The organism is Variovorax sp. 20P10.2.4 (assembly GCF_058244205.1).
In genome coordinates, this window is record NZ_JBZAYE010000055.1 from 1 (window position 1) to 21,894 (window position 21,894).

General features: G+C 67.9%; 18 protein-coding genes and 6 tRNA genes. 6 read left to right on the forward strand and 18 right to left on the reverse strand.

Annotated elements, in window-relative coordinates; translation table 11 throughout:
* Window positions 1-121 precede the first annotated feature (121 nt).
* The 5 genes from AC27VN_RS08160 to AC27VN_RS08180 all read right to left on the reverse strand — a co-directional run bounded on the left by AC27VN_RS08160 (window position 122) and on the right by AC27VN_RS08180 (window position 5,649).
* Entirely contained in the window at window positions 122-556 is a 435-nt protein-coding gene (locus AC27VN_RS08160) for a DcrB-related protein (RefSeq protein ID WP_490876210.1), read from the reverse strand.
* Between the two features lie 14 nt (window positions 557-570).
* Window positions 571-1,014: a hypothetical protein gene (locus AC27VN_RS08165; protein ID WP_490876211.1), complete on the reverse strand. Its 444-nt coding sequence runs from the start codon at window positions 1,012-1,014 to the stop codon at window positions 571-573.
* An 8-nt stretch (window positions 1,015-1,022) separates the two neighbouring features.
* Window positions 1,023-4,154 carry a type VI secretion system Vgr family protein gene (locus AC27VN_RS08170; protein ID WP_490876212.1) on the reverse strand — a complete coding sequence of 1,044 codons (3,132 nt, stop codon included), beginning with the start codon at window positions 4,152-4,154 and terminating at the stop codon, window positions 1,023-1,025.
* An 88-nt stretch (window positions 4,155-4,242) separates the two neighbouring features.
* Window positions 4,243-4,725: an Hcp family type VI secretion system effector gene (locus tag AC27VN_RS08175; protein WP_093340269.1), complete on the reverse strand. Its 483-nt coding sequence runs from the start codon at window positions 4,723-4,725 to the stop codon at window positions 4,243-4,245.
* A 207-nt stretch (window positions 4,726-4,932) separates the two neighbouring features.
* Window positions 4,933-5,649, reverse strand: coding sequence for an SIR2 family NAD-dependent protein deacylase (locus tag AC27VN_RS08180; protein ID WP_490876213.1), 717 nt, complete (start codon window positions 5,647-5,649; stop codon window positions 4,933-4,935).
* 165 nt (window positions 5,650-5,814) lie between these two features.
* On the opposite strand from AC27VN_RS08180, the gene AC27VN_RS08185 reads away from it, so the two are divergent.
* Window positions 5,815-6,651, forward strand: coding sequence for a hypothetical protein (locus AC27VN_RS08185; protein ID WP_490876214.1), 837 nt, complete (start codon window positions 5,815-5,817; stop codon window positions 6,649-6,651).
* Between the two features lie 6 nt (window positions 6,652-6,657).
* Here the strand turns inward: AC27VN_RS08185 and AC27VN_RS08190 are convergent.
* From AC27VN_RS08190 to AC27VN_RS08230, 9 genes are all read right to left on the reverse strand, one after another.
* Window positions 6,658-6,734: transfer RNA gene (locus AC27VN_RS08190), tRNA-Asn, on the reverse strand.
* Window positions 6,735-6,742: 8 nt separating this feature from the next.
* Window positions 6,743-6,819, reverse strand: a tRNA-Arg gene (locus AC27VN_RS08195).
* Between the two features lie 7 nt (window positions 6,820-6,826).
* A tRNA-Glu gene (locus tag AC27VN_RS08200) sits at window positions 6,827-6,902 on the reverse strand.
* A gap of 19 nt (window positions 6,903-6,921) precedes the next feature.
* Window positions 6,922-6,997: transfer RNA gene (locus AC27VN_RS08205), tRNA-Trp, on the reverse strand.
* Between the two features lie 16 nt (window positions 6,998-7,013).
* A tRNA-Pro gene (locus AC27VN_RS08210) sits at window positions 7,014-7,091 on the reverse strand.
* 7 nt (window positions 7,092-7,098) lie between these two features.
* A tRNA-Leu gene (locus AC27VN_RS08215) sits at window positions 7,099-7,175 on the reverse strand.
* 536 nt (window positions 7,176-7,711) lie between these two features.
* Window positions 7,712-8,545, reverse strand: a complete 834-nt coding sequence (locus AC27VN_RS08220; RefSeq protein ID WP_490876215.1) for a carbohydrate ABC transporter permease — start codon at window positions 8,543-8,545, stop codon at window positions 7,712-7,714.
* Between the two features lie 5 nt (window positions 8,546-8,550).
* Window positions 8,551-9,474: a carbohydrate ABC transporter permease gene (locus tag AC27VN_RS08225; protein ID WP_490876216.1), complete on the reverse strand. Its 924-nt coding sequence runs from the start codon at window positions 9,472-9,474 to the stop codon at window positions 8,551-8,553.
* Between the two features lie 34 nt (window positions 9,475-9,508).
* The gene (locus AC27VN_RS08230; RefSeq protein ID WP_490876217.1) at window positions 9,509-10,783 is read right to left on the reverse strand and encodes an extracellular solute-binding protein; all 1,275 of its coding nucleotides are present in this window, start codon (window positions 10,781-10,783) and stop codon (window positions 9,509-9,511) included.
* A gap of 135 nt (window positions 10,784-10,918) precedes the next feature.
* On the opposite strand from AC27VN_RS08230, the gene AC27VN_RS08235 reads away from it, so the two are divergent.
* From AC27VN_RS08235 to AC27VN_RS08255, 5 genes are all read left to right on the forward strand, one after another.
* On the forward strand, window positions 10,919-11,962 hold the full coding sequence (locus tag AC27VN_RS08235) for a LacI family DNA-binding transcriptional regulator (RefSeq protein ID WP_490876218.1): 1,044 nt from the start codon (window positions 10,919-10,921) through the stop codon (window positions 11,960-11,962).
* Between the two features lie 17 nt (window positions 11,963-11,979).
* Window positions 11,980-12,936: a phosphate acetyltransferase gene (locus tag AC27VN_RS08240; protein WP_490876219.1), complete on the forward strand. Its 957-nt coding sequence runs from the start codon at window positions 11,980-11,982 to the stop codon at window positions 12,934-12,936.
* Between the two features lie 9 nt (window positions 12,937-12,945).
* Window positions 12,946-13,404 carry a GNAT family N-acetyltransferase gene (locus AC27VN_RS08245; RefSeq protein WP_490876220.1) on the forward strand — a complete coding sequence of 153 codons (459 nt, stop codon included), beginning with the start codon at window positions 12,946-12,948 and terminating at the stop codon, window positions 13,402-13,404.
* 31 nt (window positions 13,405-13,435) lie between these two features.
* Complete coding sequence (locus AC27VN_RS08250) at window positions 13,436-14,365, forward strand: SMP-30/gluconolactonase/LRE family protein (RefSeq protein WP_490876221.1); 930 nt, start codon at window positions 13,436-13,438, stop codon at window positions 14,363-14,365.
* A 197-nt stretch (window positions 14,366-14,562) separates the two neighbouring features.
* Window positions 14,563-16,056, forward strand: a complete 1,494-nt coding sequence (locus AC27VN_RS08255; RefSeq protein ID WP_490876222.1) for a carboxylesterase/lipase family protein — start codon at window positions 14,563-14,565, stop codon at window positions 16,054-16,056.
* Between the two features lie 68 nt (window positions 16,057-16,124).
* Here AC27VN_RS08255 and AC27VN_RS08260 read toward each other — a convergent pair whose 3' ends face one another.
* The 4 genes from AC27VN_RS08260 to AC27VN_RS08275 form a co-directional block, all read right to left on the reverse strand.
* Entirely contained in the window at window positions 16,125-16,880 is a 756-nt protein-coding gene (locus AC27VN_RS08260; protein WP_296781437.1) for a helix-turn-helix domain-containing protein, read from the reverse strand.
* A gap of 106 nt (window positions 16,881-16,986) precedes the next feature.
* Entirely contained in the window at window positions 16,987-17,919 is a 933-nt protein-coding gene (locus AC27VN_RS08265; protein ID WP_490876223.1) for a dimethyl sulfoxide reductase anchor subunit family protein, read from the reverse strand.
* Window positions 17,920-17,924: 5 nt separating this feature from the next.
* A complete protein-coding gene (locus AC27VN_RS08270; protein ID WP_093341224.1) occupies window positions 17,925-18,551 on the reverse strand; it encodes a 4Fe-4S dicluster domain-containing protein in 627 nt (208 codons plus the stop codon).
* A gap of 242 nt (window positions 18,552-18,793) precedes the next feature.
* Window positions 18,794-21,733, reverse strand: a complete 2,940-nt coding sequence (locus AC27VN_RS08275; protein WP_490876224.1) for a molybdopterin oxidoreductase family protein — start codon at window positions 21,731-21,733, stop codon at window positions 18,794-18,796.
* Between the last annotated feature and the right edge of the window lie 161 nt (window positions 21,734-21,894).

The window sequence follows — 21,894 nt, forward strand, 5'->3', positions numbered from 1 at the left end:
CCCGCCGGCGAACCTGGCCCAGAAGCGCGCATGCGCGTTGGTGTGGGCGATGGGGTCGTGCAGGCGCGCTGCGGGTTGGCCGGGCATGGTCGATGGCGAGGCACGCAGGCGCGGTGCCGCGTCAGTCCCTGGGCTGGAAGCTCGCGAGCGTGCGCTGCCACAGCGCGAGCTCGCTCTCGCCGAAAGGCTCGGGGCTGCTCGCGGTGAGGATCAGCACCGCGCGGCCGTCGGGCAGTTGGAACGCGGCCTGCCGCTGGTGCAGCGCCTGGCCGTTCTGCCTGAAGCGGGTGGCGATCTCGATCGCGGCCAGGCTGCGCATCGCGGGGCCCACGCCGATGGGGTTGCGCGAGGTCTCCTGCAACTGGCTCACCTGGCGCTTGAGGTCGTTCATCTGGCGTTCGACGAAGGCGGCCAGGGTTTCCTGCGCGCGCAGTGCGTCGCGGCTCACGATGAAGGTGACGCCGCTGCCGTCGGGCATGGCGAGCACGTTCATCGAGCGGTCGATGCGGCCGTCGTCGGGGAGGTCGAAGTGGCCTTCTTGGATGTGATAGCGCATGGGCGTCCTGCAGTTCAGTGGGGCGCGAAGACGATGTAGGCCAGGCAGTCGCGGCGGCGTTCCTTGAACCCGAACGACAGCCGTCCCCATGTCGTCTCGGCGCTGAGGGTGATCGCCTCCTCGGGCGAACGGCCACGCGGCACGCCGGTGAGCAACAGCAGCTGATGGCGAGCCCTCACCTCCTCCAGCGGGACGCAGCGGCCCTGCAACTCGATGACAAGAAATCCAGGATGCCCGGGTTCGCGTCGGATTCGCAGGTCGACGTTCGAGATCTCGGCACCATCGCCGAGACGGATCGGCCCGCCTTCGAAGAAGCAGAACGGTTCGTCATCGGCCGGCGAGGCTTCCGCCAAGGGCGCCGACAGAAGGCTCGCCACGGCCGGCGCCGAGAACGGAATCTGCGCGGACAAGGCATCGACCATGCTCCACAAGGACAACGAAGACGACGGACCGTTCATCGCCGCGCTCACTTCGGGCCCTTCGGATTGCTTTGAGACATGGCCTTCAGGGCCTGGGGGTAGCCCTTGGCGTAGTAGTCGTAGTAGGACTCCTTGGTCGTCGAAGTCTTCCCGGTGCCGTAGATCGTGCCCATGGTCCGGATCGCCGATTCGGTGTCGCCCGTTTTCAAGGCGTTGTCGTAAGCGCCGTTGTAGATGGCCATGTGAATGGGATTGGTCGTCGCCTTGATGTCGCCCGCGCCCATCGCCAGCAGTTCGCGCTGCACCGTGATCTCGTTCATCTGTGCCGCGCCCTCCGACATCAACATGCTGTCGATGTAGCTCTCCTTCGATTGAAGGTCGATCTTTCCCGGATACAACGCATGCCCGAACTCGTGGGCGAGGTGCTCGTGGAACATCGCCGGGTTCGTCTTGACGTCGCTGTCGAGCGTGATCCGTTGGGTCTGCAGATTGGTGTGCGAGCCCTTGCCGCTCGGCCCATAGACGATCTTCCAGTGCGCAGCCTTCAGCGCCTTCATCTGCGCGGTGAGAGTCTTGGACTTCATGGTCGCACCGGAGGTGGCCGCGCTCTGCGGTGTCGCCGGCGCGGCCGCCGCGGGCAAGGCGGGCGCCTGTTCCTCCTCGGTGGCCTCGGGCGGCGCCGCACCCACCGGCGCCTCGCAGTTCAGAAAGATCTTCCCGCCCCGCTGGTCCAGATCCTCCGTGAAGTTCACCAGCCCCTTCACGCCACTGATCCGGATCGTCCCGTCCTCCAGCAGCACGATCGACGACTTGCCGCAGATCAGCGAGATGCTGGTCTTGCCCATCACGAACACGTCCTGGTCCACCGCCTGCACCAGCACCGACTTGCGGCCCACGAGGTTGGCATTGCTCTCGGTCGAGGTCACAGAGGCATCGGTCTTGGCGACGAGATTGATCGCGCCCTCGCTCGCATGCGAGACGATGTCGCCGCCCGAGACCACGTTGACCTGCCCGCCCTTGGCCACCTGCGTCAGCATGCCGCCCGCCACCAGCTGCGTGAGCTGCGCGCCGGTGGTCAAGGTCATGGCCGACTGCGAGCGCATCGACACGCTCTGGCCCGAGCTCACGACGATGGGCTTGGGGCTGATCATGGTCTGGCCCTCGGGGCTCACGATCGAGACCACGGGCTTGTCGATCCTGCGCGACAGGTCGAGCATGCGCTGCGCATCGGCCATGGCGGGGTCGGCATCGCCCGAGACGCCGGCCTCGTCGGAAGCATCGCTCCCAGCCAGCGCACTCACGGCCTGCGCCGCGCCGGCCAGCGACTGCACGCCCTGCGCCAGCCCCATGAGCTGTTGGCCCTTGCCCTTGGCCATGGCGCCGACCAGCGCCTTGGTGGCGGCGATGGCCTGGCCGGCCGACTGCATCAGCGCGCCGCTCTGCGCGAGCGCGGCGCCCATGTGTTCGTGGCCGTCGGGGTTGTCGCGCGACACGCGCTGCGTGAAGTCCTGCGTGTAGGTGGTCAGCAGCAGGCCCTTGTCGGCGCGGATCGAGCCCCACTCGTTGGTGCGCAGCTCGAAGCCGTAGCTGCGCTGCACCTCCGAGCCCTGGTTCATCAGGTAGCCCATGTGCAGGTGGGTGGCACCGTGGTCGGTCGACAGTTCGATGTGCTCGCTGCCGCGCTTGTCCTCGAAGCGCAGCATGTGCTTGCCACCGCCGCCCTTGCTCCAGTGCGTCTGGATGCCCGACTGCGTCTTGTGGCGCGGCAGCTCCCAGGCCGGCATCTGCGCGGCGTTGTAGACGCAGCCCGTGACGATCGGATGGTCGGGGTCGCCGTTGAGGAAGTCGACGATCACCTCCTGGCCGATGCGCGGGATCTGCATGCTGCCGTAGCCGCCGCCGGCCCAGGTCTGCGAAACGCGGATCCAGCACGAGGCGTTCTCGTCGCGCTGGCCGTAGCGGTCCCAGTGGAACTGCACCTTGATGCGGCCGTACTCGTCGGTGTGAATCTCCTCGCCCGCCGGGCCCACCACCACGGCGGTCTGCGGACCGGTGGTGCGCGGGCGCGGCGTGAGGCGCGGCACGCGATACGGGGCGCTGTCGGGCACCACCGCGAAGGCCTGGCGGTAGCTGGTGCTGCTGGTCGATTCGCCATAGGCGGCACCGGCGGCGGCCACGCGCAGCGCGTTCTCCTGGAAGTCGTGGCTCGCGGCCTCGATCAGGTAGCGGCGGTTGTCCTCGGCGTTCGGATGGCGCGCGAGGTCGAACAGGTAGCCCGGCGCGATGTGGCGCAGGTTGCCTTCGGCCTCGATCGATTCGCGCCGGCCGGTCTGCTGCTCGAGCCGCAGCCGCGCGTAGTTCTCGCCATCGCCGAGTTCGGTGTAGCCGCCGGGCCAGTCGTAGATCTCGTAGCTGTCGCGGCTGTGGCCCGCGGGCTGGCGACGCAGCGTGTCGATCTCGGCGTGGGGCTTCTTGAAGTCGTAGTCATCGGTCGCGAAATGGCCCGAGGCGATGTCCTCGGCGTGGTGCCAGCTGTCGATGAAGTCCTGCTCGAGGATCTGCGCCGCGAGCACGCCCGCGTGGTACGGCACCTTGACCGGGCCCGCGGGCAGCGTCGCATGCGAGCCCGGGCCGTCGCACAGCACGAGCTGGTGGCTGCCCCTGGCATGCGCGAAGAAGTAGTAGATGCCCTCGGACTCCATGAGCCGGCTCACGAAATCGAAGTCGGTCTCGCCGTACTGCACGCAGTAGTCCCAGTTGCGGTAGCTGCCGCTCAGCCGCGCATCGATGCCGAAGCCGTAAGGCGCGAGCACCTCCTGCACGATGTCGGGCACGGACTTGAACTGGAAGATCTTGAAATCCGAGCGCCGCGTGGCATACCAGAGCCAGGGGCGCAGTTGGGCTTCGTAGACATGCATGTCGCCGTCGTCCTTGCCCACGCGCGCGAAGCGCGTGACCTGGCCGCTGATGAAGCGCTGGCCGGCGCTGCCGAGCTCGGTCGCGAGGTTGACCTCGATCGTCATGTCCTCGCCGAGCATCTGCCTGGCCGAGATGCCGGGCAGCTCGCTGACCAGCCGCACGCGCGATTCGAACAGCGTGGAGATGCGCTCCTGCCCCGTCATCGAACGGAACTTGAGGCGCTCGCCCAGCGCGCTGTGGGCGATGAAGCTGCGGGTCATGGGGCCGGGGACTCAGCGACGAAGCGGATGCAACGCACGGGCGCGCACGAGCCGGCGCGCATCGCACGCCGGGCTGCACGCGCGGTGCTCAGGCTTCCCTGTTTTCCTTGATGTTCCAGCCGAGCTGGGTTTCGGCGCCCTTGCCGCCCTTGTCGGTCTGTTCCCAGTACTGCTGCTTGACCTTGGCGGCCTGGAACGCGTACTGCACGAACACCGCGTCGCTGCCCTGCTCGGCCGTGTACTGCACCGAGGTGACCAGCACCTCCTCGAGCGTCACGCGCGTGTATTCGATCTGCGAGCCGCCGGCCTTGCAGACCGACACTTCGATCTTGCTCAGGTGCTTGCCGCTGGCGCAGTTCTTCAGCACGGCCGGTGCCGCCTTGTCGATGCGCGCGAGCACCTGCAGGTCGTTGAAGCTGGCCTTGCCCACGCCACCGCCGCCACCGCTGACCATGTTGCCGGGCTGGGTCGCGCCCCATGCGAAGGACTTGATGTCCGTCCAGTCTTTGTGGTTCGCGTCCTTCGATTCGCCATTCGCGCCTTCGACGCGCATGAACATGTCTACCGCCATGAGCTGCTCCCGTGTTGCGTTGAAACCGCCTGGAAGGTAGGTGATGCGCGATGGGCTCGCCAGTGCAGAAGGTCACGGCGAAAAAAGCACTACGCGCCCGAAACCTTAGAACAATCGGTTCTTTCAAGGGCTTTGTGCGCGACGGCCGAAACAAGGCGACACAAAAAAGCCCGTCATCTCACGATGACGGGCTTGCGTTGGCGAACGCTACGCGCCGGCTCGCTCCGCCTCCGCGAGCCATCGCGCGACGAGCGTCGGCACCTGCTCGGTCGCTCTGCCGCGCATGAAGGCGAAGCCGGGCGGCACCTCCTCCATCTCGAGCGACACCAGCACCTTCTCGGCGCTCGCGTGCGCGTACCGTGCGAGCGAGGCGGCCGGCTGCACCGCGAGCGAGGTGCCCACCACCAGCACGCGCGCCGCGGTGGTGACGTGCATCAGCGCCTCGTCGAAGTGCTGCACCGATTCGCCGAACCACACGATGTCGGGCCGCAGCTGCGTGCCGTCTTCGCACAGCTGGCCCATCTCGATCGCCGCGCCGTCGATGCGGTAGCGATGACGCCGCTCCGAGGTGCCGCGCGCGTAGGCGAGCTCGCCGTGGATGTGCAGCACCTGCGTGGAGCCGGCGCGCTCGTGCAGTGCATCGACGTTCTGCGTGACGATGACCACCTCGTAGGCCGGCTCGAGCGAGGCGATGGCCGCGTGCGCCGCATTGGGCTGGGCCGCCCAGGCCTTCTGGCGGCGCTCGTTGTAGAAGGCCTGCACGGTCTGGGGATGGCGCTGCCAGCCCTCGGGACTCGCGAGCTCCTGCCACGGATGGTTGTTCCACAGGCCCTTGGCGTCGCGGAAGGTGGGCAGGCCGCTTTCGGCGCTCACGCCCGAGCCCGAGAGCACGACGATCTTGCGAGGTTGAACGGTGGTTGTCATGAAGAGGACTCCGAAGGGAACAAGAAACCCGGGGCGACGTCGAACGCACACCCCGACCGACCCCGCCATGCGGGATTCTTTCGAGCGGCGACCGAGCGCCGCGAGAATGCCAGAAGCCCGCCGCGGCCTTTCACGCGACCGCGCGCACGCATCCGACCACGAGCCATGAACAGCACCACCACTTCCAACCGACCGCTGCAGCGCTTCTACCTTCTCGCCGTCGCCCTCGTGGTGTTCCTCGGTTGCTGGGTGGCGCCGATCGACACGCCCGCGCGCGCGCAGGTCGAGGACGGACTCAAGCGCGCCCTGACCACCTTTGCCGCGGCACGCGCGCTCGGCGCGGTGGTGTCGGTGGCGCAGGGCACGCAGGTCGACGCCACGCCCGGCGGCATCGGCGTGAGCCTCGCACCGGGTCAGGCGCTCAAGCCGCTCAACGAACTGATCGAACAGTTCGCGGCCATCATGCTGGCGGCCAGCGTGTCCTTCGGCATCCAGCTGGTGCTGCTGAAGATCGGCGCGCATGCTTACATGTCGGTGCTGGTCTGCGCGGTGGCGCTGGCATGGATCGCCTGGCGCTGGCACAGCGGCCGTTCGCCGCGCTGGCTGCAGTCGCTGCTGATCGGGCTGCTGCTGGTGCGCTTCGCGGTGCCGCTGTCGGCCATGGCCAACGAGGGGCTGTACCGCGTCTTCATGGCCGACGAGTACCAATCAGCGCTCGCGCTGATCGAGAAGTCGCCGGCCGCCGTGGTCGACACCGCGCAGGAGGCGCAGCCGAATGCGCAGGAGGGCTGGAAGGAACGCATCGAGCGCTGGCTGCCGAAGCTGCCGAACCTCAAGGCCACCTACGACCAGATCATCCGCTCGGCCTCGGACTGGGCCGAGCGCATCGTGAAGCTGATCGCGCTGTTCGCGCTGCAGACGGTGGTGCTGCCGATCGCGCTGCTGTGGATGGCGTGGCGCGTGGCGCGGGCGCTGGTGCGCGAGCCGGTCAGGCCTGCATGAATTGAATGGCTCCCCGAACACGGTTCGAACGTGTGACCTGCGCATTAACAGTGCGCCGCATCTACCAGCTGAGCTACCGGGGAAAAAAGAATGGCCCCACGTGCACGACTCGAACGTGCAACCCCCTGCTTCGTAGGCAGGTGCTCTGATCCATTGAGCTAACGCGGGATGAGGATGGCGTCTCGTGCGGGATTCGAACCCGCGATTTCCGGAGTGAAAGTCCGGCGTCCTCACCGCTAGACGAACGAGACGCAGAAAGAAAAAACGAGGTGGCGCGCGCGGAAGGAATCGAACCCTCAACCGCTGGTTTTGGAGACCAGTGCTCTGCCAGTTGAGCTACACACGCACGATAAGAACGAAGATGGTCTGGGTGGCAGGATTTGAACCTGCAGCCTCCTGCTTCCAAGGCAGGTCGTCTACCTGATTGACACTACACCCAGAGAAATTTGGTGCCTCGAGGGAGACTCGAACTCCCAGAATTCCGCTTCTAAGGCGGACACGTCTACCGATTGCGTCACCGAGGCTGAATGTGTTTTCTCTTGCTTGCCGAGGTGAGGGGCCGCGCCATCGCGGCCCCGCCTCGTCGTTTCGAATTTTTAAGGAGCGTGCATGGGCCGCCTGGCTTCATGCGCTGCAGCACGATCGCTGCATGGGTCAAGGGTTCGTTGCACAGGCCCAAAACGAAAAGGCCCGGAACCTTTCGGTGTCCGGGCCTCTTGGTAAAGAGCGCTTGGGAGGTCGTCGCCTAAGCGCGTCCTCCACCCGGATGCAATCTGTGGTTCTCGTTCAGCCATGCAGCGACCGTGACGGCCAGCAGAGCGCGCACGAGCGGCCGGACCGGCATGGGTCGGAGGCTGTCGATGCAAATGCGTGCTGCGGTGGTCACGATGGGTCCTGTGGTGCTGTGTGTGAAATCGAAAGATGCGCAGTCTGCCGCGCGAAGGAGTCGGACTGTAAATAGTCTTTACTCCGTCGTCAACACATCGATCGAAAAAAATTTCGCCGCGGCAATGCACGAGATCGGCATCGACCTCGCGGGCCTTCCGATCGCGGGCCTCACTCAACCCTTGAGCACGCCCGCCATCATCCCCTTGACGATCCGCTCCTGCCCGATCGCATAGGCGGCCAACAACGGCAGCGAGGTGAGCGTCGCCACCGCGAGCATCGCGGGGATGTTCGAAGAGAACTCGCCCTGATAGTCCCACAGCGCCAAGGGCAGCGTGCGCATGCCGGGCGAGCTGGTGAGCACGTAGGCGAAGATGAATTCGGTCCACAGGTGGATGCCGTTGTAGATCGCCACCGTGGCGATGCCAGGGCCGGAGAGCGGCAGGAAAATCTGCCGGAAGATGGTGAACGGACCGCTGCCGTCGATCTCGGCGGCCTCCTCGAGTTCGCGCGGGATCTGGCGCATGAACTCGGTCAGGATGACGATCGAGACCGGCAGGCTGGTGGCGACGTAGGGACCGATCAGCGCGAACAACGTGTCGTAGAGCCCGAGGTTGCGCGTCATCAGGTAGACGGGCACCAGCGTGACGTGCAGCGGCACCACCATCGCGGCAACGATCAGCCCGAGCAGTGCATGGTTGAAGCGAAACCGCAGGCGCGCGAGCGCGTAGGCCGCCATCGTCGACGCCGCGACGATCAGCAGCACCGAGGCGCCGACCACCAGCAGGCTGTTTCGCAGATACCCCGCATAGCCGCCTCGCAGCACCGACAGGTAGTGGCTCCAGTCGAAACGCTCGGGCCAGGCCCAGAGGCTGCCCGAGAACATGTCCTGCTGCGACTTGAGGCTGGTCACCAGCATGAAGGCGATCGGCAGCAGCGTGACCGCGAGCCAGACCAAGGCCAGCAGCCAGACCAGGCCGAGTGTCAGCGGACGGGAGCGAACAAGCATGGATGTCACACCGGGGTCGAGAAGCGCCGCGTCAGGCGCAGGCCAAAGGCGGCGATCAGCGTCACGACCAGGAACATCGCCGAGGCGATGGTGCTGCCGTAGCCGAGCTGGTAGGACGAGAACACGGTGCGGTACATGTAGGTCGCCATCAGCTCCGAGGCGCCTTCGGGACCGCCGCCGGTCATCACGTAGACCAGGTCGAAGTAGCGCAGCGAGCCGATCACGGCGAGCATCGCGGCGATGCGGATGGTGCCCCGCAGCCAGGGCAGCTTGATGGTCCAGAACACCTTGGCCGGGCGCGCGCCGTCGAGGCGCGCGGCCTCGGCGAGTTCACGCGGAAAGGAAGCCAGGCCGGCCAGGAACAGAATCATGTGGAACGGGATGTTCTGCCAGCAGATCACGAGCGCCACGGACAGCAGGGCCAGGCGCGTGTCGCCGAGCCAGTCCTGCGCCAGCCCCGGCAGGCCGATGGCCTGCAGCAGCGCGTTGAGAGGGCCGAAGTTGGGGTCGAGGATGTTCTTGAAGACCACGCCCAGCGCAACGCTGGAGAACAGCAGCGGCAGGAAGTAGAGCAGCTTCAGCCATTGCGAACCGCGGCCCGCGCGGTCGAGCAGCAAGGCCAGCGCCAGCGCGATGGGCAGCTGGATCAGCACCGAGAGCAGCGCCAGCAGCAGGTTGTTGCACAGCGCGCGCCGGAACTGCGTGTCGTGCAGCAGCTCGATCCAGTTGCGCAGGCCGACGAAGACGCGGCCGGCGCCCAGGCCGTTCCATTCGAACAGCGAGAGACGGAAGCTGTCGACGAGCGGATAAACCAGGAAGACCAGCAGCAGCAGCACGGCCGGCGCCAGGAACACCACCGGCGCGAGCCGCCGCGCCAGCGCGGCGCGGCGCCGTGGCGTCGATGCGAAGACGGAGACGCGCGAACTCACGATGAAGGCTCCTGGTCCGGGCACGGGCCGGTGCTCAGCGCGGCATCCGCGCCGCCAGCGCCTCCATTTTCCGCGCGGCCTGCTCGGGCGTCATCGAGAGGCCGAACAGCGCCTGCACCGTGTCCTTGTGCAGCTCGGCGAGCTGCGGCGGCAGTTCCTGGTCGTACCACAGCTGCACCGATGGCGCGCTCACGACCGTGCTCATCAGCCGCTGCAGCAGCGGATCGGCGAGCTGCAGTCCCTTGACCGGCACCATGCGGCTGTTGGCCAGCCGGGCCCGCACGGCTTCGTCGTCGACCATGGTCTTGATCAGCGCGTACGCGGCTTCGGGCGACTTGCAGGCGCTGGAGATGCTGTAGAAGTTGGTGCCCATCGAACCGATGACGGCATCGCCCGCGCCCTTGCCGTTCGGCACGGTGGGAAAGGGAAAGAAGTCGACCTTCTTGCGGAACGCCGGGTTCTCGTTCTGGATGTTGCCGAGCTCCCAGCTGCCCATCAGCGTCATCGCGGCCTTGCCCGCATAGAGCAGGCGGCGCGAGGCGCCGGCGTCGTAGTCGAGCCCGTTGAAGCCCGGTGCGAAGGCACCCGCCCGCACCAGCTCCTGCAGGTAGCGGCCGGCCTCGACGAAGGCCGGCGCGGCGAAGCCCTCCCCGCCCGTGCGCGCCGCCGCCTTGCGAAAGGCATCGGGGCCGCCGATGCGGTCGACCAGGTACATGAAGTACATCGAGCCGGGCCACTTGGACTTGTTGGCCAGCGCGAAGGGCGCGATGCCCAGCCCCTTGAGCGTGCCCACCAGCGCCATCAGCTCGGGCCAGGTGCGCGGCGGCTTCAGGCCGTGCCGGCGAAAGAGTTCGGTGTTGTAGAAGATGACCGCCGCCGAGGTCTCTTCGCCGGGCAGGCCATAGACCTTGCCGTCGATGGTGGTGGCGTCGAAGGCCCCGGGAAGAAAGCGCGCGCGGAAGGCCTCGTCGCGGGCCAGGTAGGGCGAGAGGTCGAGCACCTGCCCGGCCTTCACGTACTCGCGCAGCAGGCCGCCGCCCCAGTTGGCGAACACGCACGGCGGCTGGTTGGCGCCGAAGGCGATCTTCAACTTGACCTTGTAGGCCTCGTTGGCGATCGGCGAGCGCTGCACCGTGTAGCCGGCATGGCTGCTCTCGAAGCGCTTGCCGGCGTCCTGCAGCACCCGCGAAACGCCCGGCTGGGTCTGGATGTCCCATGCCGTGATGGTCGGGGCGCCCTGCGCCGCGACATAGCCGAAGATGCAGCCGGCGGAAATGGCCCATCCGCCGGCGAAAGACCGAGGCTTCATTGCCGTGCCCACTCCTGAAGATTCAGACGTCATAACGATATTGTTAACGTTAATTATCTCAATACTGGTAAATACCATGTAATCCATAGCGAAACCGTGAATAACGTTACATAAGAGCGTTACCCGAACGTTATGATGCCCCGAGTACAACGCTTCAACCTCCAGGACATGGCGCGGACCACCATCACCTTGGCCGACATCGCGGCGGCAGCCGGCGTGTCGGTCATGACCGCTTCGCGGGCCATCAACAACCAGCCCGGCGTTTCGTCGCAGACCCGAGACGCCTTGCTCAAGGTCGCGTCCGAGCTCGGCTACGAGGGCCACCGCACGGCCTCCAAGTCCGGTACGCGCCCCCGCCTCATCGGGCTGATCGCCACGCGCCTGAACCATCCGTTCGTTGCCGACATCGTCGGCAGCGTGGTCGAAACGGCCGCCGCCGCCGGCATCGAGGTCCTGGTGTATTCGCAGGGCCCGCCCAACAGGCCGCCTTCGGTCGAGGTGCTGCAGCTGATGCGGCAGTCCACCGAGGGGGTGGTGGCCCTGCTGCCCTACCGGCTCGACCTGATGATCGACATGGCCTCGGAGCGCTTCCCGGTGGTGATGATCGACAGTCCCGGCGAGCCGGGCGAGCTGCCCTGCGTCGCGGCCGACAGCTACGGCGGTGCACGCGCCGCGATGAAGCACCTGGCCGAGCTGGGGCATCGCCGCATCGCCTTCGTCGCGGGCGCCGAGAAGCTCGAGTCGGCGCTCGATCGGCGCCGCGCCTACGACGACGCGATCGCGGTGCACGGGCTGGAACGCGACCCGGCGCTGGTGGTGCCCGGCGAGTACGACTTCGAGGGCGGCCGCGCCGCGGCACGCCAGCTGCTCGCGCTGCCGCAACGTCCCAGCGCCGTGTTCGCCGCCAACGACCTGAGCGCCTTCGGCCTGATGGGCGTGTTCCAGGACCATGGGCTGCGGATACCCGAGGACGTCTCCGTGGTGGGCTTCGACGACGTCGCGGCCGCGGCCCAGGTGCATCCCGCGCTCACGACCGTGCGGCAGCCACTGGCCGACATGGGCCGTGCCGCGGTCAGCACGCTGCTGGCGCAGATCGCGGGCGTCGACGCCGGCACCACGCGCGTCACGCTGCCCGCCGAACTGATCGTGCGCCGCTCCACCGCGGCACCGGCACGCTGAGAGAGAAGGAGCCCCGCATGACCTCGTCGACCACCACCGCCTCCCATCCGCACTACGACCGCCTGATCGCCGCCGCGCGCGGCCTGCCGCCGCTGCGCGTGGCGGTGGTGCATCCGGCCAATGCCGTGTCGCTCGAGGCTGCGCTCGCCTCGGCCGCGCTGGGACTGATCGCGCCCACGCTGGTGGGCCCGCGCGCGAAGATCGAAGCGGCGGCGCACGAGATCGGCATCGACCTCTCGGGCATTCCCATCGTCGACGCGCCGCACAGCCATGCCGCGGCCGACGCGGCCGTGGCGATGGCCCTGCGCGGCGAGGTCGATGCATTGATGAAGGGCAGCCTGCACACCGACGAACTGATGGGCGCGGTGGTGCGCCGTGAAGGCGGCCTGCGCACCTCGCGCCGCATCAGCCATTGCTTCGTGATGGACGTGCCCGGCCATGCGCAGCCGCTGGTGATTTCCGATGCGGCGATCAACATCGCGCCCACGCTCGAGGAGAAGGTCGACATCGTGCAGAACGCGATCGACCTCGCGCATGCGCTGCTGATGCCGGCCGTGCGCGTGGCCATCCTCTCGGCCACCGAAACCGTCAACGCCAAGGTGCCCTCCACCCTCGACGCGGCCGTGCTCTGCAAGATGGCCGACCGCGGCCAGATCACGGGCGCGCAACTCGACGGCCCGCTCGCGATGGACAACGCGATCGATGCCGAGGCCGCGCGCATCAAGGGCATCGTCTCGCCCGTGGCGGGCCGCGCCAACGTGCTGATCGTGCCCGACCTCGATGCCGGCAACATGCTCGCGAAGAGCCTCACCTTCCTCGGCGGTGCCTATGCGGCCGGCATCGTGCTCGGCACCAAGGTGCCGGTGATCCTCACGAGCCGCGCCGATTCGGAAGCGGCGCGACTGGCCTCCTGCGCCGTCGCGTCGATGCTCGCGAAGGCGGGGCGCGACCGGCTCATCAAGGCCGTGGGGTAGCCTTCGCCGATGACCATTGCGCCCGAGTCGCCCGATCAGCCCGAGGTGATCGCCCTGATCGCCGAGCTCGACGCTTATCAAGACACGCTCTACCCACCCGAAAGCCGGCACGCGCTCGACCTCGCGTCGTTGAAGCAAGCCAACGTGCTGTTCTTCGTCGCGCGTGACGACATGGGGCGGGCCATCGGTTGCGGCGCGGTGGTGCTCGACACCGCGCAGGGCGAGATCAAGCGCATGTACGTCGCGCCCGGCTTCCGTGGCCGGGGCATCGCGCGAAAGCTGCTTCAGGCGCTGGAGTCCGCATCCATCGACGCGGGCTGCAAACTGCTTCTGCTCGAGACCGGGCCGTTCCAACCCGAAGCCCTCGCCCTCTATGCTTCGCTAGGCTACGAGCGCCGCGGCCCCTTCGGCAGCTACACCGACGACCCGCTCAGCGTGTTCATGCAGAAGGCGCTCTCGAACCGCTGAGGCCCAACGTCCACGCGCCAGGAGACACCCGATGAAGATCCGAGAAATCGCCAGCGGCCTGCAGTTTCCCGAAGGACCGATCGCCCTGCGCGACGGTTCGGTCTTGCTGGTGGAGATCGCGCGCAGCACGCTCACGCGCGTGCGGCCCGATGGCCTGGTGCAGGTGGTGGCCGATCTCGGCGGTGGCCCGAACGGTGCCGCGATCGGACCCGACGGCGCGGTCTACGTCTGCAACAACGGCGGCTTCAAGTGGCACACCGAGGCCGACGGCAGCGTGCGGCCCGTGGGCCAGGCCGACGACTACTCGGGCGGGCGCATCGAGCGTGTGAACCTCGCGACCGGCCGTGCCGAGCGGCTCTACGACACGGTCGAGGGCGGCGCGCTGTGCGGGCCCAACGACATCGTGTTCGATGCGCATGGCGGCTTCTACTTCACCGACCTCGGCAAGGTGCGCGAGCGCGACATGGACCGCGGCGGCCTGTTCTACGGCCATGCCGACGGCGCCGCCGCGCATGCGATCGCACGGCCCGTGATGACGCCCAACGGCATCGCGCTGTCGCCCGATGGCCAGACGCTCTACTACGCCGAGACCGAGGGCGCGCGCGTCTGGGCCTTCGACATTGTCGCGCCGGGCCGCGTGCGCAAGGACGGCTGGCCCTCGCCGCATGGCGGGCGCATGCTCTGCGCCTCGCCGGGCGGGCACTACCAGCGCTTCGACTCGATGGCGGTCGATGCGCTCGGCAACCTCTGCGTGGCGACGCTGCTGCATGGCGGCATCAGCATCGTGGCGCCCGACGGCGGCCAGGTCGAGCACCTGCCGCTGCCCGACCGCTACACCACCAACATCTGCTTCGGCGGCCCCGGCCTGCGCACCGCCTTCGTCACGCTGTCGGGCAGCGGGCGGCTGATCGCGATCGACGACTGGCCCACGCCCGGGCTGGCGTTGAACCACGACGCCTGAACTTCGCGCGCATCGCGCGCCACGCAAGCACATTGCCTCCGCTCGCGCTTGTACCGAGTTGCTGTTGTCGCGCCCGCGTCAGCACAGCATCTCGGTACAAGCGTGCGCGCACCTGCGTTCCTACGATGCCAGCTCACTCAACAACCAGGTGTGGAGACATGAAACGTCAGGACAGAGGTACGGGGATGAAGTGGCTTATGGCCCTCGCATTGAGCGCGGGGCTGGTGGCATGCGGCGGCGGTGGCGGCGGCAGCGGATTCATTCCGCTGCCCCCCGCATCGGGCGGCAATGGCGGCGATCCGCCGCCCGCGGCGGATGCGAACGCCTATGCCGATCCGATCCAGACCGCATCGGGCAAGGTGTCGGGCAGCACGGTCGGCGAAGGCGACGCGCAGGTGCACCAGTACAAGGGCATCCCCTACGGCGCGCCGCCGGTCGGCAACCTGCGCTGGAAACCGCCGCAACCGCCGGCCGCGTGGGACGGTGTCTATGCCGCCACCAGCTACAGCAAGATGGCGCCGCAGCCCTTCCCCGCGTCGCCGGTCTACGACGCCGTGCCCGAATCGGGCATGGGCGAGGACGTGCTGCGCCTCAACATCACGACGCCCGCGAAGAAGAAGGGCGAGAAGCTGCCGGTGATGGTGCTGTTCCATGGCGGCGGCCTCACCACCGGCTCGGTGAACCGCGCGAGCGACAACCTGCCGAACCTGCCCAACCACGGCGTGGTGTCGGTCACGGTGCAGCACCGCATCGGCGCGCTCGGCTACATGGCGCATCCGGCGCTCACGGCCGAGTCCGCCCACAAGTCCTCGGGCAACTACGGCCAGCTCGACCTGGTCGCGGCGCTCAAGTGGGTGCAGGCGAACATCGAGGGCTTCGGCGGCGATCCGGGCAACGTCACCATCTGGGGCCACTCGGGCGGCGGCATGAAGACCAACTGGCTCGTAGCCTCGCCGCTGGCCAAGGGGCTGTTCCATCGCGCCATTGCCGAAGCCGGCTGGACCACCGCCGGCACGCCGCTCGCGCAGACCGAGCAATACGGCGTGAAGCTGATGGCCAAGGTGGGCGCGGCCGACATCGACGCGCTGCGCAAGAAGCCGTGGCAGGACATCATCGCGGCCTCGTTCGCGAGCGGCAGCGGCTACACCACGGCCTTCACGGTCGACGACTGGTCGCTGCCCGACACCATCGGCAACCTGATCCTCGACAACAAGCACAGCGACGTGCCCTTCATGGTGGGCAACGGCGGCGCCGAGATCACGGCGGCCAACCCGCTGCGCGGCAACTTCCTCAAGCAGATGGTGAAGGTGCAGAAGTCGCCGATCTACACCTACATCTTCACGCACGTGCCGGTGAACTGGGCCAATGCGGGCGTGGCGGCCTACCACGGGCTCGAGGTGTCCTACCAGTACGGCTCGCTCGCCACGGTCGGGCGCATCTACGGCACCTCGCTGCTGCCCGCGAGCCCCGACATCCCGCCCGATCCGGGCGTGAGCGATCGCGACTACAAGCTCAGCGACGAGGTCATGAGCATGTGGACCCGCTTCGCGACCACGGGCGATCCCAACGTCGCCAAGGTCGGCGTGACCTGGCCGAAGTACGACGACGCCGACCAGTATCTCGACATCGGCATTCCCTCGATCGTGAAGACCGGCTTCTCGACCGTGACGACCAAGCAGATGCCGCGCTGAACGCGCCGCCATGAAGAAGAAAGCCGCCGCGGGTTTCGCCCCGCGGCGGCTTTTTTTCGTGGGCGCGTTCAGGAGAAGAACTTCACCGACTCGCGGTCGCGCGAGTACGACGGGCTCTGCCCGTACCAGTGCCGGTAGAAGTGCGAGAGATGCGCCGAGTCGCTCAGGCCGGCCTCGTGCGCGATGTCGGTGAGCGAGCGGCCCGAGTACAGCAGCTTGCACACGCGCACCTGCTTGCGCCAGGCCTGGTAGGCCCGGAACGACAGCCCGAGCGAATCGGAGATCAGGTGCGACATGCGGTGCGGCGAGAGCTCGAAGGCGCGCGCGAGCTCGACCAGCGAGGCCTCGGGTTCCTCGTCGAGGTAGCGCAGCACCTGCAGCACGCGCGTGTCGATGCGCTGCGCGCGCGGCAGCTGCTCCACCGCCATCGTGACCAGGTCGCGAAAGATCTCCTCGGCCTGCGCGGGCTTGCGCGCGCCCTCGTGCATGCCGGCGAGAAAGCCGTCGAAGGGCTTGAAGGCCTTGCGCTCGAGCACGTGCGCGCCCGGCGGCACGATGCTGCTGAAGGCGCTGAAGAAAGGCGACGACGGCGGCAGGTTGATGCTCACCAGGCCCGCGTTCGACATGCTCAGCGTGCGCACCGTCTGCGGCGCCACCGCGATCGCACCGCCCACGAACTGGCGCCGCGGCGTGCGCAAGGTGAGCGGCGTGCCATCGACGGAGAACAGCAGCACCGCGTGGGGCCTGGAGGTGGCGGGGAAGTCGTCCTTGCGCGAGGCGTAGACGTAGGAATTCGCACTGAAGAAATACAGGTGGTCGGTCATCGGAGGGGGCAACCTGTCGTTCGGAAGGCAACGCGTGTTTTTGCATCACCACCCGGCATCCGGCCAGCGTGCTAACCCCTAGCGCCCTCGACGACGGGCATCGGTCCTACGACACCACCTGGTAGTACAGGTTCTGCGGATGTTGTGCCTGCGCGAAGAAGAACCAGCGCTCGGCCAGCAGCCCCGGCGCCTGCACCAGCACCGCGAGCAGCCACGGCAGCGCGGCCGCGCTCGCGAGGCCCCAGGCCAGCAGCAGCGCGGGCAGCGCGAAGGCCAGCAGCAGGAAGCCCAGCTTGACCTGGCGCAGCGCGAGCTGCGAGGCGCCATGGAAGAACTCGCGCGTGTTGAACGAGCCCGCCGACATACCCATCGACTTCTGCACCAGCTTGTGCGTGCGAATGCCCGTGGCCGACTGCAGGGTGGAGCGCGGGCGCAGCCGCGCATTGCGGCGCAGCGTGACCGCGCGCACGGCCCAGGCCACGAGCGTGAAGGCCAACGCCCACGGGCCGAAGGCGCGCACGAAGCGCGCCTCGCCGGCCCAGGCAGCGAGCGCGCAGGCCAGCACCAGGCCCGACGACAGCCCGATCAGCATGAAGTTGGCGATGGTCAGCGGATGCGCCCATTCCTGGATGAAGCGCAGGCAGGCGTAGATCATCGCGGTGCAGTACCACAGCGCGACGGCGCCCCCCAGCACCAGCACGGGCAGCAGCACCGACCAGGGCGCCGCGACCTCGAGCCGCAGCACGAGCCACCACAGCGCGACCAGCGCGATGAAGGCCGGCAGCACGATCACCTCGCGCGACATCCACGAGGTGCGCCACATCAGCACCGCGCGCCAGGCGCGCGTCTTGCGGCCCAGGTGCATGAACGAGGCCGCGAGGCCCGCGACCAGCAGCAGCTCGGCCAGCGCCAGCGCGCTGCCGAGGAAGCCCGGCGACAGCCCGAGGCCGAACAGCACGGCCAGCGCGAGCGCGGCCACCAGGCCCTGCGCGGCGCCGGCCAGCGTGGTGAAGAAGAGGATCGAGAAGGCGGGATGCATGCGCGCTACTCCGGCGTGCCCTGCGCGGGCGCGGCCATGTTGCGACGCGGCAGGTAGCGGTTGGCGGGATTGGTCTCCCACTCGGGCATCAGCGGATAGCCGCCGCGCTCGCGGATCGCGCGCGAGACCTCGGAGTCGGGGTCCTTCACGTCGCCGAACAGGCGCGCGCCGGTGGGGCAGGCCTTCACGCAGGCGGGCTTGCGGTCTTCCTTGGGCAACTGCTCGTCGTAGATGCGGTCGACGCACAGCGTGCACTTGGTCATGACCTGGCGCTCCTCGTCGAGCTCGCGCGCGCCGTAGGGACAGGCCCAGGCGCAGTACTTGCAGCCGATGCACTTGTCGTAGTCGACCAGCACGATGCCGTCTTCCTTGCGCTTGTAGCTCGCGCCGGTCGGACAGACCGGCACGCAGGGCGGGTCCTCGCAGTGCAGGCAGCTCTTGGGGAAGTGCACGGTGTCGGTGTTCGGGAACGAACCGGCCTCGTAGGTCTGCACGCGGTTGAAGAAGGTGCCCGTGGGGTTCGCGCCATAGGGCTCGAAGTCCGCGAGCGGGCCCGCGCTGCCCGAGGTGTTCCACTGCTTGCACGAGGTCACGCAGGCATGGCAGCCGACGCAGACGTTGAGGTCGATCACGAGGGCGAGCTGCTTGGCGAGGGTTTCGCCGGGCTCGGCACGCTGGCTCGCCGGACTCCCTCCCCCTCTGGGGGAGGGTCGGGGTGGGGGCACGACAGCCTTCGCAGAAGCAATGCGCCCGATGGCATCGCCGCTGCCCCCACCCCCGCCCTCCCCCAGAGGGGGAGGGAGAAAGGCGCCAGCGGCTTCCGCCACGGGCTGGGGCTGGGCGGCGCTCGCCAGCAAGTCCTTCAACCACTGCATCATTTGCGCCCCCTCCCCGCAAAGTACGTCAACACCTGCGCCGCCTTGCCCAGCACGCCGGGAGCGCTCGGCATGCTCGCGAACTGCGGATAGCTCTCCTCGGGCTCGCCGGGCTCGGCCGGCCGGATGCGCACGCGCACGTCGTACCAGCCGGCCTGCCCCGTGATCGGATCCGAATTGCTGATGCGCCCGCTGGCCGTGCCCGCGCACGGCAGCTCTTCGCTGATCAGGTGGTTGAGCAGGAAGCCCTTGCGCGCCTCGTCGGCACCCGGTGCGAGCTGCCACGCGCCGTCGGCCTTGCCGATGGCATTCCAGGTCCACACGGTGCCGGGCTCCACCGCCTCGCTGTAGCGCAGCATGCAGCGCACCTTGCCCCACTGGCTCTCGACCCAGCACCAACCGCCATCGGCAATGCCCGCGGCTTCGGCCGTCACGGGATTCACATGCAGGTAGTTGTGGCTGTGGATCTGCCGCAGCCACGCGTTCTGCGAATCCCACGAGTGGTACATCGCCATCGGCCGCTGCGTGAGCGCATTGAGCGGATAGGCCGCGGTGTCGGTCGCGGCCTCCTCGAGCGGCGCATACCAGAAGGGCAGCGGATCGAAGTAGGTGGCGATGCGCTCGCGCAGGCCCTCGGGCGGCTGGCGGCCCTGGCTCTTGCCCTGCGCGGCCAGGCGGAAGCTCTGCAGCGTGTCGGAATAGAGCGCGAGCTGCACCGGGTCGTTGCGCTGGCGCCAGCCCTTGTCCTTCGCGAAGTCGAGGTACTCGCGGTTCCAGTTGCGCATGTAGTGCATGGTCTCGGGCATGTGGTACTGGAACACGCAGTTGTTCTGCGCATAGGCCTCCCACTGCTTCGGATTGGGCTCGCCGCGCAGATGCTCGGTGCCGTCCTTGCCGCGCCAGCCCATCAAAAAGCCGATGCCCGGCTGCGGCTGGAAGTTGACGACGAAGTCGGGATAGTCGGCGTACTTGCGGCCACCCTCGGCCGTGGTGAAGGCCGGAAACTTCAGCCGCGAGGCCAGCTCGATCAGCACCTCCTGGAAGGGCTTGCACTGCCCCGTGGGCGGCACCACCGGGATGCGCACCGAATCCACCGGCCCGTCGAACTCCGAGATCGGCCGGTCGAGCATGCTCATCGCATCGTGGCGCTCGAGGTAGGTGGTGTCGGGCAGCACCAGGTCGGCGAAGGCCACGGTCTCGCTCTGGAAGGCGTCGCACACCACCAGGAACGGGATCATGTACTCGCCCTGGTCGTCCTTGCGGTTGAGCATCTCGCGCACGGCCATCGTGTTCATGCTCGAGTTCCAGGCCATGTTGGCCATGAAGATCAGCAAGGTGTCGATGCGGTAGGGATCGCCCTTCACCGCGTTGGTGATGACGTTGTGCATCAGCCCATGGGCCGACAGCGGATGCTCCCACGAGAAGGCATGGTCGATGCGGATCGGCGAGCCGTCGGGGTTGATCGCGAGCTCGTCGGGACTGGCCGGGAAGCCCAGCGGCGCGGCATTGAGCGGCGTGTTGGGCTGGATCATCCCGGGATCGTTGAAGGCCCGGTAGTTGGGCACGATGTGTCGCGGGTACGGCGCCTTGTGGCGAAAGCCGCCGGGCGCGTCGATGGTGCCCAGCACGCTCATCAGGATCGCGAGCGCACGCACGGTCTGGAAGCCGTTCGAATGCGCCGCCAGCCCGCGCATCGCATGGAAGGCCACGGGCCGCGCCTGCGTGGTCTCGTGCCGCTTGCCCCAGGCATCGGTCCAGGCGATCGGCAGCTCGAAGGCCTGGCGCAGCGCGGTCTCGCCCATCTCGCGCGCCAGCTTGCGGATGCGCGCGGCATCGATGCCCGTGATGGCCTGCGCCCATTCGGGCGTGCAGCTCGCCACGCGCTCGCGCAGCAGCTGGAACGAGGGCGCCACCCGCGTGCCATCGGCCAGCGTGTAGTGGCCCTCGAGCGCGGGATCGCAGCCGTCGGCGATGCCCTCGGGATAGGCGGGCTTCACCGTGCCGCTGGCCTTGTCCCACACCAGCTTGTTGTGCGGATGGCGGCCGTCGCCGGGCGGGCCGCGCTCGGGGTCGAAGGCGAACAAACCCTCGCGCTCGCAGTCGTCGAGCACCACCAGCTGCGGCGCGTTGGTGAAGCGCTGGAGGAAGGCATGGTCGATCAGCTCGCTCGCGATCAGCTCATGCAGCAGCGCCATCAGCAGCGCGCCGTCGGTGCCGGGCTTGATCGGGATCCATTCGTCGGCGATGGCCGAGTAGCCGGTGCGCACCGGGTTGATCGAGATGAAGCGCCCGCCATCGCGCTTGAACTTGCTGATGGCGATCTTCATCGGGTTGCTGTGGTGGTCTTCGGCGGTGCCGATCATCACGAACAGCTTGGCGCGCTCGAGGTCGGGGCCGCCGAACTCCCAGAAGCTGCCGCCGATGGTGTAGATCATGCCCGCGGCCATGTTGACCGAGCAGAAGCCGCCATGCGCCGCGTAGTTGGGCGTGCCGAACTGGCGCGCGAACAGGCCGGTGAGCGCCTGCATCTGGTCGCGGCCGGTGAACAGCGCGAACTTCTTCGGATCGGTGGCGCGGATCTTCGCGAGCCGCTCGGTCAGGATCTCGAAGGCACGGTCCCAGCCGATCGGCTCGAACTCGCCGGCGCCGCGTTCGCTGCCGGGCTTGCGCAGCAGCGGCTGCGTGATCCGCGCGGGCGACACCTGCTTCATGATCCCCGAGGAACCCTTGGCACAGATCACGCCCTTGTTGAGCGGGTGGTCGGGGTTGCCGTCGATGTAGCGCACCTCGGGTCCGTTCTCGCCCTCTCGCAAGTGCACGCGAATGCCGCAGCGGCAGGCGCACATGTAGCAGGTGGTGGTCTTGACCTCGGTCCGGTCGGTGGGCGTGGGCGCCGCCAGCGGATCGTGCACGGGCTCGCGGGACAGGAAACTGAACACTGGCGGTCCTTTGTTTTCAAGCGTGGCCGGCCGATGGTAGGCAGCATCGATCGAACGGAAAAGCGCAGAATATTGCTCACGATGACCGGAAAATCAGATCAGCAGAATTCGACCCGCCTGCGCCTCAATCTGCGCCAGCTCGAGGTCTTCGTGGCCACCGC

What these genes read in the sequence shown, in the direction of transcription:
- AC27VN_RS08160 (WP_490876210.1), bottom strand. Translation starts at nt 556, where the DNA reads ATGCGCTATCACATCCAAGAAGGCCACTTCGACCTCCCCGACGACGGC.
- AC27VN_RS08165 (WP_490876211.1), bottom strand. Translation starts at nt 1,014, where the DNA reads ATGAACGGTCCGTCGTCTTCGTTGTCCTTGTGGAGCATGGTCGATGCC.
- AC27VN_RS08170 (WP_490876212.1), bottom strand. Translation starts at nt 4,154, where the DNA reads ATGACCCGCAGCTTCATCGCCCACAGCGCGCTGGGCGAGCGCCTCAAG.
- AC27VN_RS08175 (WP_093340269.1), bottom strand. Translation starts at nt 4,725, where the DNA reads ATGGCGGTAGACATGTTCATGCGCGTCGAAGGCGCGAATGGCGAATCG.
- AC27VN_RS08180 (WP_490876213.1), bottom strand. Translation starts at nt 5,649, where the DNA reads ATGACAACCACCGTTCAACCTCGCAAGATCGTCGTGCTCTCGGGCTCG.
- AC27VN_RS08185 (WP_490876214.1), top strand. Translation starts at nt 5,815, where the DNA reads ATGAACAGCACCACCACTTCCAACCGACCGCTGCAGCGCTTCTACCTT.
- AC27VN_RS08220 (WP_490876215.1), bottom strand. Translation starts at nt 8,545, where the DNA reads ATGCTTGTTCGCTCCCGTCCGCTGACACTCGGCCTGGTCTGGCTGCTG.
- AC27VN_RS08230 (WP_490876217.1), bottom strand. Translation starts at nt 10,783, where the DNA reads ATGAAGCCTCGGTCTTTCGCCGGCGGATGGGCCATTTCCGCCGGCTGC.
- AC27VN_RS08235 (WP_490876218.1), top strand. Translation starts at nt 10,919, where the DNA reads ATGCCCCGAGTACAACGCTTCAACCTCCAGGACATGGCGCGGACCACC.
- AC27VN_RS08240 (WP_490876219.1), top strand. Translation starts at nt 11,980, where the DNA reads ATGACCTCGTCGACCACCACCGCCTCCCATCCGCACTACGACCGCCTG.
- AC27VN_RS08245 (WP_490876220.1), top strand. Translation starts at nt 12,946, where the DNA reads ATGACCATTGCGCCCGAGTCGCCCGATCAGCCCGAGGTGATCGCCCTG.
- AC27VN_RS08250 (WP_490876221.1), top strand. Translation starts at nt 13,436, where the DNA reads ATGAAGATCCGAGAAATCGCCAGCGGCCTGCAGTTTCCCGAAGGACCG.
- AC27VN_RS08255 (WP_490876222.1), top strand. Translation starts at nt 14,563, where the DNA reads ATGGCCCTCGCATTGAGCGCGGGGCTGGTGGCATGCGGCGGCGGTGGC.
- AC27VN_RS08260 (WP_296781437.1), bottom strand. Translation starts at nt 16,880, where the DNA reads ATGACCGACCACCTGTATTTCTTCAGTGCGAATTCCTACGTCTACGCC.
- AC27VN_RS08265 (WP_490876223.1), bottom strand. Translation starts at nt 17,919, where the DNA reads ATGCATCCCGCCTTCTCGATCCTCTTCTTCACCACGCTGGCCGGCGCC.